Genomic DNA, 15771 nt, shown 5'->3' on the forward strand with positions numbered 1-15771 from the left:
TTCAGGGAGAGGGAGTTACTTAAATGCCGATTACCGCTGTACTGTTTGATTTGGACGATACGCTGCTTTGGGATGAACGCAGTGTTGAGGAATCGTTCCTTTCCGCTTGTGAGGGTGCAGGAGACGCTGTGGATCCCCATGAGTTGGAAGCTGCTGTACGTAGAGAAGCCAGAGGTTTGTATGAATCCTATGAGACTTTTCCGTTTACCAAAATGATTGGGATTAACCCGTTTGAAGCGCTTTGGGCCAACTTCAGTGCTGGTGAGCAGCCTGAATTCCGTCAGTTGGAACAGCTGGCACCGATCTACCGCAAAGAGTCTTGGCGCCGGGGGCTTGCATCGCTTGGTGTAGATGACGAAGTCCTTGCTGAGACGCTCGCGGCCAAGTTTGCATCTGAACGCCGCAGCCGTCCTTATATGTACGAAGAGACCTTGCAGGTATTGGATCAGCTACGCGGAAAAGTGAAGCTGTTGTTGCTAACCAACGGTTGTCCTGCCCTTCAGCAAGAGAAACTGGACGGGGTGCCGGAACTGATTCCTTATTTTGATCATATTGTGATCTCTGGCAGTTTTGGCAAAGGCAAACCGGATACTTCGATTTTCGAGCATGCCCTTGGCTTGCTGGACATTGCGCCGGAGCAGGGCATCATGGTCGGTGACAAGCTGACTACCGATATTCTCGGCGGCTTGAGTACAGGACTTACGACCGTCTGGATTAACCGTACCGGTAAGGACAAAGATCCGGCGATTACGCCGGACTATGAAATCGGACATCTAGCGGAGCTGCTTCCGCTGGTACAAACTCTGTAAGGAACTTTTTTGTATAGAGCCGCCTCCTGAAGTAGATTTTCTACGGATGGGGCGGCTTTTTCTATTACTAGTATGTTAATGAAGCAGTCTTTCCTTCCTGAAAAAATGTAAATAATGTGTATAATAGAAAGAGAATTATTACACCGAGGGCTCCATGCAGCAATGTTTGATGCTATAAAAGATGAATAAAAGAGATTAACAAAAAGCGAGTAGGAACGGAAGGGAAGATTGGAACTGTAGGAGCGATGGCGTTCGTCTGAAAGCTTTCCGAAGGAAAGCTAGCATCGAAAGCATAAACTGTCACCGGATTCCAACCGCCATAAGCGGTACAAATGAAAGAATTCTGGGGACAACAGTGACCGAAAGTCCAAACTTCACCGGAGTGACGCCGAGCCTTACGTTCGTATCTTAAACTCATCTTACATAGCAACTCTAGTAATAAGATAACCATTATATCAGGAGGGCTTCAGATGTTGAACCCGAGGAAAACGGTCTCATTATTAGGTATTGTATTCACATTGCTACTGGCAGGCTGCGCCTCCGGAACAGGTGGGGGAGGGCATGCCGGTCATTCTGTAGATATGTCTATGGAGCCGATCAAAGTAGAACTGGACTGGAGTCCGGCTGAAGTTACAGTGAGCAGTCCGGTTACATTCGAAGCTACGGTAACCAAGGAAGGTAAACCTGTGGATGATGCCAGGGAAGTGCTTTTTGAAATCGTCAACAAAGAGGGTAAGACTGAAAAAATGGAACTAAAAGGCTCTTCGGCAGGAGACGGGAAGTACACCGCAGAAGGAACCTTTGCCGAGGAAGGGCTTTACAATGTGACCTCTCATGTAACCGCACGGACACAGCATTCCATGCCAAGCAAGGAGCTTTCCGTTAAGCCATTGCCATAATTACGATAGCATGACTTGAACAGCGATGAATCGGCAGAGACGGAAGGAAGACTTTCCGAATTCCCTTTATTCTGCTAAACTTACTCTAATGTTTTACTGGGGGGATAGGAACGTGGCTAAATATACACTTGCAGAGAGCTTACAGCAACGCATTTTGATTCTTGATGGCGCAATGGGGACCATGATCCAGCAGGTCCCGCTTACTGGAGAAGATTTTGGTGGAGAAGAACTGGACGGTTGTAATGAAATGTTGGTGCTTACAAGGCCAGAAGTTATTCAGACGATCCATGAGCAGTACCTGGAAGCAGGTGCTGATCTCATCGAAACCAATACATTTGGAGCTACATCAGTCGTTCTTGCGGAGTATGATATTCCGCAGCGGGCACGTGAGATTAACCTGGCAGCCGCCAAACTGGCGCGCAATGCTGTCGAAAAGTATGAGACTCCAGATCACCCGCGTTATGTAGTTGGTGCTATGGGTCCTACAACGAAGACTTTGTCGGTAACCGGCGGTGTCACGTTTGCGGAACTGGTGGACAGTTATGAGGAACAGGCAGTTGCCTTGATCGATGGTGAAGTCGATGTGCTGCTGCTAGAGACCTCACAGGATACCCTGAATGTTAAAGCGGGCAGTATCGGCATCCGTAATGCTTTTGAGAAAACCGGTATTACACTACCTGTTATGATTTCGGGTACGATTGAGCCGATGGGCACAACGCTCGCTGGGCAGAATATCGAAGCCTTTTATATTTCACTGGAGCATTTAAAACCGATCTCTGTTGGCCTCAACTGTGCGACCGGACCAGAGTTCATGCGCGATCACATCCGGACGCTGTCGGATATTTCATCATCTGCCATCAGTTGTTACCCCAATGCGGGTCTGCCGGACGAGAACGGGCATTATCATGAATCGCCGGATTCGCTTGCCCGCAAGATTGGTGCTTTTGCCGAAAAGGGCTGGCTGAATATCGCGGGCGGTTGCTGCGGAACGACACCGGAACATATCCGGGCTATGGTTGAGGAATTGTCGAAATTCCCGCCCCGTGAGCTGAACGGCACTCATCCGCCCGCTTTGTCGGGGATTGATCCAGTCTATGTCGAGGATGGTAACCGTCCTTACATGGTTGGAGAGCGTACGAATGTACTGGGCTCGCGGAAGTTCAAACGTCTGATCGTGGAAGGGAAGTATGAGGAAGCTTCTGAAATTGCCCGGGCTCAGGTCAAGAGTGGTGCACAGGTAGTTGACGTCTGCGTACAGGACCCTGACCGTGACGAGAGCGAAGATATCAAGGAATTCTTGGAGCTTGTGGTCAAGAAGGTTAAAGTTCCGCTGATGATTGACACCACAGACCCGAAGGTTATTGACCTTGCCTTGCAGTATTGCCAGGGTAAAGCGATCATTAACTCCATTAACCTTGAAGATGGTGAAGAAAAATTCGAGCATGTTACACCGTTGATTCATAAATATGGTGCTGCTATTGTTGTCGGAACAATTGATGAGAGTGGGCAGGCGATCAAGGCGGTCGACAAGCTGGCGGTAGCGAAACGTTCCCATGATCTGCTCGTGAACAAGTATGGTCTGTCATCGGAAGATATAATTTTTGATACGCTGGTCTTCCCGGTTGGGACAGGGGATGAGCAGTACATCGGTTCCGCGAAGGAGACGATTGACGGGATTCGCATGATCAAAGAAGCCTTGCCTTCTGTTCATACGATCCTCGGGATCAGTAACGTTTCATTTGGTCTGCCTGAAGCAGGGCGTGAGGTGTTGAACTCTGTGTTCCTGTATGAATGCACTAAGGCTGGACTCGACTACGCTATTGTGAATACCGAGAAGGTGGAGCGTTATGCTTCCATTCCCGAAGCTGAGCGGATCTTGGCTGAGCAACTGATCTACAATACTAACGATGATACGCTGTCTGCTTTTGTCGCTGCCTTCCGTGGCAAGAAAGTCGAGAAAAAGGAGAAGATCTCCAATCTCTCGTTGGACGAGCGTCTGGCTTCTTATGTGGTTGAAGGAACGAAGGAAGGTCTGATTCCCGATCTGAACGAGGCGCTGACTAAAGCGTCGCCGCTGGAGATTATTAACGGCCCTCTAATGGCCGGAATGTCTGAGGTCGGAAGATTGTTTAACAACAATGAACTAATCGTGGCTGAGGTGCTGCAAAGCGCGGAAGTCATGAAGGCTTCGGTTAGACATCTGGAGCAGTTTATGGAGAAGGACGAGACTGCGGTAAAAGGAAAGATCATGCTGGCCACCGTCAAAGGGGATGTGCATGACATTGGCAAAAACCTGGTGGAGATCATCCTGTCCAACAATGGTTACCAGATCGTCAATTTGGGTATAAAAGTACCACCGGAAAACATCATTGAGGCGTTCCGGCGTGAAAAAGCAGACGCTATCGGCCTCTCTGGCCTTCTGGTGAAGTCAGCTCAGCAAATGGTGCTGACCGCACAGGATTTGCGGAACGCTGGTATCGATGTGCCGATCATGGTCGGCGGTGCCGCGTTGACACGCAAATTTACCAAGACTCGCATTCGTCCAGAATATGATGGACTGGTGCTGTACGCCAAGGATGCCATGGATGGACTGGACATTGCCAACCGGCTCATGAATCCGGAGGAGCGGGCCAAGATTGAAGAAGAGGTTCGTGCCGAAGCTGAAGCAGGGGCTACTGTAGCGGTGAAGACAGAACTGCCGAAGCTGACCCGTGCGGTTCGCTCGAATATCTCACCAGATGCTCCGGTCTTTACGCCACCGGATCTGGAGCGTCATGTCCTGCGCAATTATCCGCTGGGGCATATCGTTCCTTATGTGAACATGCAGATGCTGCTGGGTCACCATCTTGGACTTAAGGGTTCGGTGGAAAACTTGCTCGCTGCAGGGGACAAGCGTACAGTGGATCTAAAGGCGACCGTAGATGATATTCTGCATCAGGCGATGGTGAACGGGACGATTACACCACATGCGATGTACCGTTTCTTCCCGGCCCAGTCTAAGGGCAATGATATTCTGATCTACGATCCGCAGGATACCTCCAAGGTGCTGCATACCTTTACCTTCCCTCGCCAAGGGGTTGAGCCATTCTTGTGTCTGGCCGACTTCTTGAAGCCTGTGGATAGCGGTATTATGGATTATGTAGGATTCCTTGTAGTGACGGCAGGACACGGCGTTCGCGAAATGTCCACGGAGCTGAAGGATAGAGGAGATTATCTGCGCTCCCACGCACTGCAGGCAGTTGCTCTAGAGGTGGCGGAAGGTCTGGCGGAGCGTGTCCATCATATGATGCGGGATACTTGGGGCTTCCCAGATCCGGCGGATCTGACCATGAAGCAACGTCATGGCGCCCGTTATCAAGGAATTCGTGTTTCCTTCGGGTACCCGGCCTGCCCGGATCTGGAAGATCAGGGGCCGCTGTTCAAATTGATGTCTCCTGAAGATATCGGCGTTGAGCTGACCGAGGGCTTCATGATGGAACCGGAAGCTTCTGTATCTGCGATGGTATTCGCGCATCCTGAAGCGCAGTATTTTAACGTAGAGAAGCAGTAATTTCTTCTTGATGATAGCCGGAATGAGGGTGATTATTAATCCTCCCCGGCGAAGCCTCCCGGTTACGGGAGGTTTTTTGCTGGAATAATAGAAGAACGGCTAAGACACAATGCACAGAAAGGAGGAGAGCTATGGAAATATACTTCTTAGGAACCAATGCCGGGGTGCCGACCTTACAAAGAAACGTGACTTCGATTGCCTTGCGTCTGATGGAAGAGCGGCGCAGCTTCTGGATGTTTGATTGCGGAGAAGGGACACAACATCAGGTTCTTCGCTCTCCGCTGCGACTCGGCAAGTTGGAGAAGATCTTCATCACTCACTTGCACGGTGACCATTTGTTCGGATTGCCTGGATTAATCTCCAGTCGCGGCTATCAAGGAGGTACTGCTCCACTTACTGTATATGGACCTCCGGGGTTGAAAGATTATCTCGAGATCTCGTTGTCCGTTAGTCAGTCCCGTATCCCTTATAAGCTGGAAATCGTGGAGCATACCGGGGGAGTTGTGTTCGAGGACGCAAGCTTCCGTGTGGAGGCGGGCCTGCTTGAGCACCGGATTGATAGTTATGGATACCGTGTAACGGAAAAGGACAGCCCCGGCAGCCTCAATACAGAACGTCTGCTAGGCTATGGACTTAAACCGGGTCCCCTGTACGGCAAGCTGAAGAAAGGGGAGGCCGTAACAACACCGGATGGGTTGGTCATCCAACCTGCTGATGTTGTTAACGAGCCGAAGCGTGGTCGCATCGTAACAGTGCTTGGAGACACAAGACCCTGTGAGGAAGCCCTTCGCCTCTCACTGGATGCCGACCTGATGATTCATGAAGCCACCTTCGCACATGATCTGGCAGAAATGGCTCATCAGTATCATCACAGTACGGCAAGGCAGGCTGCGGAGACTGCACGCGACGCCGGAGCACGTTCATTACTTCTAACCCATTTCAGTTCCCGGTACATTTCATTTGATGAACTGGCTCCGCTTCAGGAAGAGGCGCAAGCCGTCTTCCCGGAGACGTTACTAGCCGAAGAGTTCAGCACATTTCCAGTGTTTCGGAGAGCGCCCGGAAAATAATTATTTTCCGGGAAAGCGCAGGAACTGACAGCCTTGTCCAAAAAATGCCGGAACCCAATCCGGGTTCGATTTGGGTCGACAAAGTGCGTTGAAATATAAAGTCTTTATGGTGAAAGTTGTATTGGAGTAATCTGGAAGCCTTATAACATAAGGGAATATTTAATTCATTGTATGATTAATTCACATCATTAAATATAGTTCTTGCCATTGACAAAGGAGAAGCTATGAATAAAATCTCAGGATTGCTAATTGATCTCGATGGAACCTTGTATCATGGTCATACGATGATTGCGGGCGCGGATACCTTGATTGCTGGCTTAAGAAAAGCGAATATCCCCTTCTTGTTCGTGACCAATAATTCTTCGCGTACAGCGGAGGACGTAGCGACACATTTGCGAGGTATGGGAATTGAAGCCAAGGCTGATGAAGTATGCACTTCCTCGCTGGCGGCTGCCCGCTATATTGCCGAGGAATCGCCAGGGGCATCCGTGGCGATACTTGGAGAAAAAGGCTTGCACCAAGCTTGTGAAGAGGCGGGTCTGAATATTGTGACAGAATCGCCCCAGTATGTCGTTCAAGGAATCGATCGTTCCTTTACATATGACAAGCTGGCACAGGCCCAGCGCTGGATTTTGGGTGGTGCCCGATCAGTACTGACGAACCCGGATCTGATGCTGCCAGGTGATGGCGGAATCATGCCAGGTGCAGGAACGATCGGGGCTGCTATTGAAGCAGCCACCGGGGTTGCTCCAGTAGTTATTGGCAAACCGCATTCCCACCTGATAGCATATGCAACAGATCGGCTGGGGATTGAGCCCGGAGATGCTATTATGGTTGGAGACAACATGCGGACGGATATCGCAGCAGGTGCACGTGCAGGCTGCCAAACCATATTGGTCTATACAGGGCTCACCAATGCTGAGAACCTGGAACATTATAAAGAGATCACGGGAATTACCCCGGATGTCATTTGTGCCGATTTAACTGAACTTCAAGCATTTCTCGGTGTATAATGGCATAGGAACAACCATTCCACCAACCTAGAAGGGAAGATTGAGATATGCCGGAACTGCCGGAAATGGAGAACTATAGACAAAGGCTTGGTCAACATATTATCAACGTGCCGATTACAGGCGTAACTGTGAATAGAGAGAAGTCCATTAATCTGGAGACTGAGGCGTTCACTCAAGCACTGGTCGGCGCGCGTGTTGTATTTGTGGAGAGACGTGCTAAGCATATTTTGTTCCACTTGCATGACGGCCGCAGACTGCTGCTGCATTTAATGCTCGGCGGATTGCTTTTCTATGGCACTGAGGAAGAAAGACCGGACCGCAACACTCAGGTGGAGATAACTTTTGGCGATCATATTCTCTATTTCATGGGTTTGCGGCTAGGCTACCTGCATCTGCTGTCGGTTAAGGAAGCGGAAGCCGCCATGGGCAAGCTTGGACCTGAACCGTTAGATCGCCGGATGACCCTGGAGCGTTTCACAGGGATGCTCAAGGGTCGGCGCGGCGCGCTGAAGAGCCTGCTTGTGAATCAACAGTTCATCGCTGGCATAGGCAACTGCTATGCTGATGAGATTGCTTTTGAAGCCAGATTGCTGCCTTCTGCGCTTGTGCAGAACCTGACACAGGATTCCATCGCAAGATTGTATGAGGCCATCCGTAAGGTTTTGACCGACGCAACCGAGATCGGCGGCTATATGGAAATGCCATTTATGAATGGCGATACCGTCACAGGAACGTATAACGATCGGTGCATGGTGTATGACCGTGAAGGCGAACCTTGCCTGCGCGGAGGGGGAACAGTTGTTAAAATCGAGCTGTCCGGACGCAAAGTGTTCTATTGCCCGGACTGCCAGCATGAACAATAGCCCTAAAATCGGGGCACATGTCAGCATCCGCGGCGGATACGGCCGAGCGGCCCGGTTCGCCTGGGAGAGCGGTGCGACAAGCTTTCAGTATTTTCCGAAAAATCCGCGCAGTCTGAAGCTTAAACCGGTCGATGGCCGGGATGCTGAGGACTGCGCATCCTTTTGTCGGGAGCACGGAATCGTCTCTATTGCCCACACGCCTTATCCGACCAATATGGCGGCGGGGAAGGGTGCTGCAACACCTGGAGCGGTTATGGTGTCCTCGCTGCGAAATGATCTGGAGATTGCCGAAGCTTGCGGCTCTCTGGGGATTGTCGTGCATTTTGGACAATTTGGCGGGATGGAGCCGTTACAAGGCTATCAAAATATTATACAATGTATGAATGAAACCTTGGCGTCGTGGGAAGGCCGAACCAAGCTCTTAATCGAGAATCAAGCCGGCAATCACGGCCGGGAGGGTATGACGCTGGAGGAGTTGGTGAAGGTTCGTGAACTAAGCCAATATCCGGAGAAAATCGGCTTCTGCTTCGATACTTGCCATGCTTATGCCGCTGGAATCTGGAACCCGGAAGATACGGAGGCACTGCTCCGTCGTGGAGACGACCTCGGCTATTGGCAGAATCTCGTTGCCATACATCTCAATGATTCAAAGTACCCTTTAGCCTCACGCAGGGACAGACACGCTGCCATTGGGCAGGGGTATATCGGAGAGAAGGGTCTGGCTGGACTATTGACGTCAGAGCCGCTGCAGGGTGCAGCGCTTGTTATGGAGACAGAGAAGGGACCGGACGGAAGTCATTCCCGAGAGATATCCCTGGTAAAGGCCTGGTTTGGAACGGAGGATTGACCTTGATTAACGTATATATGGATGATTACCGTAAGCGGCCGGAGGGTTTTGCGTTGGCCCGGACGACAGAAGAATGTCTGATGCTGCTGCGGGATTGTGAAGTTGATATTTTATCGCTGGATTATGACATGGGTCCTGATGACCATAATGGTGGTGAAGTGGCTAAACGGATCGTGCTGGAGGGTTTGTTCCCTCGTTCTATTTTTCTGCACACCTCCAGTCCTTGGGGCCGCAAGGAAATGTTCGAAATCCTGTACCCGGCTAAGCCGGATGGAACGGCTCTGCATAACGGTCCGCTAAGTGTGGAGCAACTGTACAAGATTGCTTCTGGTGCCGATGCCTTATGATGACACAGGAGATAAAGGAATCGGAATTACTGAAAGCACTGGAGATTCCCGGCAAGCCGCTGGTAGTCTTTCTTCATACACCACTATGCGGAACCTGTAAAGTTGCCCACCGAATGTTGGAGATCGCAGGACATTTGCTGCCAGAGGATCTTGTGATTCACGAGGCAAATGTGAACATGCTGCCGGAAATTGTGGGGAGTTACCGTATATCCAGTGTACCTGCTCTTCTAGTGGCTCAAGCTGACCGCTTGACGCCGCCAGAAGTTCATTATGCGATGAGTTCGGTAGAACGGGTGCTGGAATACATAAGGAGGGGGATTACGCCATGATATCATTACAACATCTTACGCTCCGCAGGGAAGAGAGTCTGATCCTAGACGATGTGTCGCTGGAAATTAAAGAAGGTGAAAACTGGGCAATTTTGGGCCGGAATGGTTCCGGTAAAACCACGATTCTGGAGATGCTGACCGGATATATGTTTCCGAGTAGCGGCACAATCGAGGTTCTTGGCAATCTTTACGGACAATGCGATCTGCGCGAAGTGCGGAAGGAGATTGGTTATATCGGACCTTCCCTGATGGAGAAGCTGTCGCTCAGCGATCCGGTGTGGGAAGTCGTGGCTACTGGAGCGTATGCTTTCTTGCGTTTCTACCAGAGTATCCCGGAAGATGTAAAGGAACGGGCCCTCGCGCTGCTAAAAGATATGAATCTTGGTGCGCTTGCGTTCCATTCTTTGGGGACTCTTTCACAGGGAGAGCGCAAAAAAGTCATGCTGGCCCGTTGTTTGATGGCTGATCCCAAGCTGCTGGTCATGGATGAACCTTGTGCGGGGCTCGATCTGTACGAGCGGGAGAAAATGCTGGATGAAGTGGACAAGCTGAGACAGCGCAAAGTTACAGTGGTATATGTGACGCATCATATTGAAGAGATTGTGCCGTTGTTCAGTCATGTGGCGTTGATCAAGGACGGAAAGCTGGCCGGTTCCGGCCGCAAGGAAGAAGTATTGACGGACGAGATGATTAGGGCGACCTATGATATCCCTGTCCATGTGGAATGGGAAAACGGTCGTCCCTGGATAAAAATTAGACCTGGAGGCATATCCATTTGAACAACTTGATAGAAGATAGAACGGAGCAGGAAACTGCTTCGGAAGAAGTAATCTCACGTTATATTTGTACTGCCAATCATGGTTTTGCTCCCTATGCGCAGGAAGAGCTGCGCCGTTTGTTCGGGGCTGTAAAAAGCACGCTGTTGCTGCCGGGGGAAATCTTCCTGGCTACCCTTCAGGCGAAGCCTGAGGATGTGGCCGGACTGTTGGCACAGCAGCCGCCAATCTTCTTACGGCATATTCAGCCTGTGCAATTTCAGGACGAGGGTAGTATGGAAGCATTGCAGCGTCTGGCCACCTACTTGAGCCGTCGCAGTGAGCTGGAAGGCGTGAAGGTGGCGCTGCATGTCCGCAAGAGCGCGGATTGTTTCTGGGAGCAGAGTCCAGGTGAGCTGCGCGAATGGATTCAGGGAGAATTGCAAAACCTTGAAGCTGAGTTTACTGTTCAGGAGCCGGCGTGGGTCATTTCCGTTTACGCGACCCGGGATGCTCTGTACGCCGGGGTTTCACGGCCGGAGGACAACCTCTCCGGCTGGAACGGTGGAGCAATCCGCTTCCGCAAGGAAGACGGGCAAATCTCCCGCGCCAAATTCAAGCTGATGGAAGCGGAGAAGGAGTTCGGCATTCCATTTGCGAACTTCCGCAATGCCGTGGACATCGGTGCATCGCCGGGCGGCTGGACCTCATTCCTTCTGGAACGTGGCATAAAGGTCACAGCCGTAGACCCGGCATTGATGCACGCTTCCTTGCGTAACGCTCCTGGTCTAAAGGTGCTGCGCAAGAACGCCGGAGATGTGAAATTCAAGGATCACGAATTTGATCTCTTCGTTTGCGATATGAGCTGGAGTCCTAAGCTGATGGCGAAGCTTGTGACATCACAACTGCACAGCTTGGCTCCTGGAGGGACTGCCATCGTGACAGTGAAGCTGATGCACAAGAAGCCACTTGCGCTGATTAAGGAGCTCATCGCTATGTTCGAGAGCGAGCGCATGCAAATCCAGCGGGCGAAGCAGCTGTTCCATAACCGTGATGAGATTACACTTTATATGATTAAGTATTAACTACATTATTATTTTATGTTCTGGGAAAGCATCCCGTTGACGACCGGCGTACCGCCGGTAATGCGTCAGCGGTGGTGCTTTCTTTTTTTATATATTTTTATTCTGGCTCAATATCATCATCTGAGATTAGCAAAAGAATATGAGCAAACGACTTCGTGAGAACATCGATTTGGCAGATTGGAGCTTATTTTTTGTAGATTGAAGCTTATTTATAGAAGCGAACGGACTGTATAGCCGTTATTTGCGGGATGAAGCTGTTCGGGAGCATGTAGCGGACTCAGATGACGTTATTTCCTACTGAACAGCAAAATTTACACAGAATTCCTGCTCATAGCGTCTCTGGAGTCCGTTAGCTTCTTGAATCAGCTTGCTGTATAGGTATAGCGTTTCTGAGGTCCGTTAGCTTCTTGAATCAGCTTGCTGTATAGGTATAGCGTTTCTGAGGTCCGTTAGCTTCTTGAATCAGCTTGCTGAATAAGTATAGCGTCTCTGAGGTCCGTTAGCTTCTTGAGTTAGCTTGCTGGATAGGTATAGCGTTTCTGAGGTCCGTTAGCTTCTTGAATCAGCTTGCTGTATAGGTATAGCGTTTCTGAGGTCCGTTAGCTTCTTGAATCAGCTTGCTGAATAAGTATAGCGTCTCTGAGGTCCGTTAGCTTCTTGAGTTAGCTTGCTGGATAAGGCATAAGGTCTCTGGAGTCGGGCTCTCCCAGTAAATAATCCTTGAGTGGGCAAGCCTTGGTTTCGAGGCAGATCTTTTATTCAATCACTGAATTTACAATGAGCAATCATAAAGGGGGAGATGTGTATATGCTGTATCCATCGAAACTAGCAGTAGGACAATTAATTGAAGAACGCTATCGGGTCGCCGAGCTAATCGGGTCCGGGGGGATGAGCCATGTGTACCTGGCAGAAGACCTGCGGCTGCCCGGCAAGTGGTGGGCGGTGAAGGAAAGTGTAAGCCCAGGCATAACGGAATATGCTTCTGGTGATATTGTAGCCGAGGCGGAACTGCTGATTTCCTTGAATCATCCCAGGCTGCCGAGAGTGACTGATTTCTACCCACCCGATAAAGACGGATATTCTTATCTGGTGATGGATTATATTGATGGGGTAACATTGAGCCGTTATCTGGAGCTTCACCCGGGGCCACTGCCTTGGGATCGAGTGATCCAGTATGCCATGCAGCTGCTTGAAGTGCTGAAGTACCTGCATAATCTGCCTACACCGATTATCTATCGGGATCTGAAACCGTCCAATATCATGCTTACAGGGCAGCATGAATTGGTGCTGATCGATTTTGGCATTGCCCGAAACTATGGACGTTCCGGTGATGCCGATACGAGCAAGCTGGGGACTGTGGGCTTTGCTGCACCGGAGCAATATGTTGGGCAGAGCCAGCCGGTCTCTGACCTCTATGGCCTTGGGGCTCTGCTGCTCCATTTGGTCACCGGGGGCAAATATTGCAGTTGGGAGCCAGGCATGGAGTCTCGGCTGCAGGGTGTCGTCCCTTCCCAATTCATTCCGGTTCTGCGCCGCTTGCTCAGGGACCGGCCCGAAGAGAGGTATCCCAGTGCCGCCTCGGTTCTTGATGCGTTGGCTTCAATAGATCTCAGCGGCCGAACACGAGTGGAGGAGACACCATCACGCCTGACCTCACGCATGACGGATGCAGTTGTTGTGTCGCTGGCTGGTACAGCAAGTGGGCTTGGGACGACGCATACTTCATTAGCAGTAGCAGCTCGCCTGTCCAGGTACGGTCTCACGGCCTGGGTTGACGGCTCTCCGGATGGCGGAGTGTTCCATAATCTTTATGCAATGGTTCAGGGGCAGGAACTCGTTCCAACCGGTATGTACGATGTTGCATCCTTTGCGTGGAACAATGTTCATTACTGGACTTGTCCGGATAAAGGGAGCGGCAGGCTCCCAGAGGGCGATTATTCTTTCATTGTACTGGACCTTGGTACTGCCAGCGGAAAAGGAGCCCTCGAAGAGTTCGATCAGAGCGATATGCCGCTGCTGATTGCTTCAGGGGCAGACTGGCGTCTTGGGGAGGTGCTGCATTGGCTACGCCGGCGTCGGCTTGAGCCGCAGCGGGGCTGGAAGGTGGTTCTGCCGCTGGCTGGAGACAACGCTGCTGTACTGCTGCAGAAGGCGCTAGGTACAGCCGAGGTGTACGCATTGCCTCTGCAGCATGATCCTTTCCGCTCCAAGGGAAGGCTCGGTGACGTGCTGGAAGTGATGTTGAAGGAAGCCATCGACATGAGGAAACCGCAGCGGGGCAGTGCTCTTTTTCGCGGGAAAAGGCAGTAATTAAAAGCGAGAAGGAACGGAGGGGAAGGTTTGGAACTGTAGGAGCGATAATGTTCGCCTGAAAGCTTTCTGCAGGAAAGCCCGCATCGGAAGCGTAAGCGTAATCTGTTCCCGGATTTTATCCGCGAATAGCGGTATAATCAAAGAAAACTGGACACAACAGCGGCCGGAAGTCCAAACATTCGCTGTAGTGACGACCGAGCCTTAAGTGATAACCTTAAAGTTTGTCTTATTTAATTTTCTGTGTCAGAGTGACGCATACTTATGCTAAAATGAATCGTTGTATGTTACGCAATCTCGCCTCATTTTAAAATATAGATAGGAGCTTGCAGAGAAGTTATGAGTTTACTGACAGTAGAAGAGGTTGCCCACAATTTCGGTGAACGCCAGTTGTTCAAGGATGTATCGTTCCGGCTGTTGGCCGGCGAGCATGTCGGATTGGTTGGAGCGAATGGTGTAGGCAAATCGACATTGATGAATATTTTGACAGGAAAACTGCTGAAAGACAGCGGGAAAGTAGAATGGACGCCGCGTGTGCGCTATGGTTATCTGGATCAACATACGAAGCTGACGCCCGGCAAAACTATACGTGATGTGCTGAAAGATGCCTTCCTCCCGCTGCTGGAACTAGAACGGGAAATGATGGCCATTACCGACAAGATGGGTGAAGCTACGCCTGAAGAGCTTGAAGTACTGCTGGAGCAGATGGGTGAGATTCAAGAGGAGCTGGAGATTGGCGACTTTTATCTGATCGATGTGAAGGTAGAAGAAATGGGGAATGGTCTCGGCTTATCTGCGATCGGTTTGGATCGTGATGTAGCTTCCCTGAGCGGGGGACAGCGGACCAAGGTGCTTTTGGCCAAGCTACTGCTTGAGAAGCCTAGTGTACTGCTGCTTGATGAGCCTACCAACTATCTTGATGTGGAACATATCGACTGGCTGACGAACTACTTGAAGCAATATCCGTACGCATTTATTCTGATCTCCCATGATACGGAATTCATGAACAAGGTCGTGAATGTTGTCTATCACCTGGAGTTTACGAAGCTGACCCGATATACCGGGAACTATGAGCGTTTCCTTGAGATGGCAGAACTGAACAAGAACCAGCATATAGAAGCTTATGCGAAGCAGCAGGAGTTCATCAAAAAGCAAGAGGATTTCATTCAGCGCAATAAAGCGCGGGCTTCAACTTCTGGCCGGGCCAAGAGCCGCGAGAAGCAATTGGATCGGATGGAAAGGATCGACCGGCCAGATGAAGCGGCTAAACCGACCTTCGTTTTTAAGGAATCACGGGCTAGCGGTAAAACAGTCTTCGAAGGCATTGACTTTGAAATCGGCTATGATCGGCCGCTTCTGCCGAAGTTGAATATGACCATTGAACGCGGGGAGAAGATTGCCATTGTCGGCTGCAACGGTGTCGGTAAATCGACACTGCTGAAGACGATTCTAGGCGTAATCCCGGCATACAGCGGAAAAACGTATCTTGGTGATTACCTTACACCTGCCTACTTCCAGCAAGAGGTTAAGGCTGCCAATATTACGCCGATTGATGATGTATGGAACGAGTTCTCCAGTCTTAATCAGCACGAGGTGCGTGCGCACTTGGCCCGCTGTGGCTTGAAAAACGAGCATATCACCCGTCCGCTCAGTATGTTAAGTGGTGGAGAACAAGCTAAGGTACGTTTGTGTAAGCTATTGATGCGTGAGAGCAATTGGGTGCTGTTTGATGAGCCGACCAATCACCTTGATGTGATCGCCAAAGCAGAATTGAAACGTGCATTGCGGGAATACAAAGGGACTGTTCTGCTCGTGTCCCACGAACCGGAATTCTATGAAGACTGGGTAACGAAGACTTGGGATGTCGAGCAGTGGTCGTCACAATCTGTATAAA

Annotated in this window: 13 protein-coding genes; all 13 read left to right on the forward strand. The window is 50.5% G+C overall.

Translation table 11 applies throughout. The features are described 5' to 3' along the window. The first annotated feature begins 23 nt into the window (after positions 1 to 23). The 13 genes from ACFVU8_RS03545 to ACFVU8_RS03605 all read left to right on the forward strand — a co-directional run bounded on the left by ACFVU8_RS03545 (position 24) and on the right by ACFVU8_RS03605 (position 15770). Positions 24 to 809 (forward strand): HAD family hydrolase, encoded by a 786-nt coding sequence (locus tag ACFVU8_RS03545; RefSeq protein ID WP_387425869.1) that lies wholly within the window; start codon positions 24 to 26, stop codon positions 807 to 809. A 470-nt stretch (positions 810 to 1279) separates the two neighbouring features. After that, entirely contained in the window at positions 1280 to 1708 is a 429-nt protein-coding gene (locus ACFVU8_RS03550; protein ID WP_387425870.1) for a FixH family protein, read from the forward strand. Positions 1709 to 1796: 88 nt separating this feature from the next. After that, on the forward strand, positions 1797 to 5258 hold the full coding sequence (gene metH, locus ACFVU8_RS03555) for a methionine synthase (RefSeq protein ID WP_387427182.1): 3462 nt from the start codon (positions 1797 to 1799) through the stop codon (positions 5256 to 5258). 131 nt (positions 5259 to 5389) lie between these two features. Continuing rightward, positions 5390 to 6328, forward strand: a complete 939-nt coding sequence (rnz, locus tag ACFVU8_RS03560; protein WP_379464217.1) for a ribonuclease Z — start codon at positions 5390 to 5392, stop codon at positions 6326 to 6328. A 224-nt stretch (positions 6329 to 6552) separates the two neighbouring features. Next, on the forward strand, positions 6553 to 7341 hold the full coding sequence (locus tag ACFVU8_RS03565) for a TIGR01457 family HAD-type hydrolase (protein ID WP_379464216.1): 789 nt from the start codon (positions 6553 to 6555) through the stop codon (positions 7339 to 7341). 47 nt (positions 7342 to 7388) lie between these two features. Next, positions 7389 to 8204, forward strand: coding sequence for an Fpg/Nei family DNA glycosylase (locus ACFVU8_RS03570; protein WP_175373261.1), 816 nt, complete (start codon positions 7389 to 7391; stop codon positions 8202 to 8204). Beyond that, positions 8194 to 9051: a deoxyribonuclease IV gene (locus ACFVU8_RS03575; RefSeq protein WP_379464731.1), complete on the forward strand. Its 858-nt coding sequence runs from the start codon at positions 8194 to 8196 to the stop codon at positions 9049 to 9051. The genes ACFVU8_RS03570 and ACFVU8_RS03575 overlap by 11 nt, the downstream gene beginning before the upstream one ends. Before the next feature lie 2 nt (positions 9052 to 9053). Continuing rightward, positions 9054 to 9398 carry a cyclic-phosphate processing receiver domain-containing protein gene (locus tag ACFVU8_RS03580; RefSeq protein ID WP_387425871.1) on the forward strand — a complete coding sequence of 115 codons (345 nt, stop codon included), beginning with the start codon at positions 9054 to 9056 and terminating at the stop codon, positions 9396 to 9398. Further along, a complete protein-coding gene (locus ACFVU8_RS03585) occupies positions 9395 to 9727 on the forward strand; it encodes a thioredoxin family protein (RefSeq protein ID WP_246317310.1) in 333 nt (110 codons plus the stop codon). Before ACFVU8_RS03580 ends, ACFVU8_RS03585 begins: the two co-directional genes overlap by 4 nt. Next, positions 9724 to 10506, forward strand: coding sequence for an ABC transporter ATP-binding protein (locus tag ACFVU8_RS03590; protein ID WP_379464212.1), 783 nt, complete (start codon positions 9724 to 9726; stop codon positions 10504 to 10506). The genes ACFVU8_RS03585 and ACFVU8_RS03590 overlap by 4 nt, the downstream gene beginning before the upstream one ends. Beyond that, positions 10497 to 11567, forward strand: a complete 1071-nt coding sequence (locus ACFVU8_RS03595; RefSeq protein ID WP_387427184.1) for an SAM-dependent methyltransferase — start codon at positions 10497 to 10499, stop codon at positions 11565 to 11567. The genes ACFVU8_RS03590 and ACFVU8_RS03595 overlap by 10 nt, the downstream gene beginning before the upstream one ends. Positions 11568 to 12374: 807 nt before the next feature. Continuing rightward, positions 12375 to 13877 (forward strand): serine/threonine-protein kinase, encoded by a 1503-nt coding sequence (locus tag ACFVU8_RS03600; RefSeq protein WP_387425872.1) that lies wholly within the window; start codon positions 12375 to 12377, stop codon positions 13875 to 13877. Between the two features lie 339 nt (positions 13878 to 14216). Then, positions 14217 to 15770, forward strand: coding sequence for an ABC-F family ATP-binding cassette domain-containing protein (locus ACFVU8_RS03605; RefSeq protein WP_379464210.1), 1554 nt, complete (start codon positions 14217 to 14219; stop codon positions 15768 to 15770). The last annotated feature ends 1 nt before the right edge of the window (position 15771 follow it).

This window comes from Paenibacillus sp. NPDC058177, from assembly GCF_042883835.1.
Taxonomy (GTDB): Bacteria; Bacillota; Bacilli; order Paenibacillales; family Paenibacillaceae; genus Paenibacillus_AQ; species Paenibacillus_AQ agri.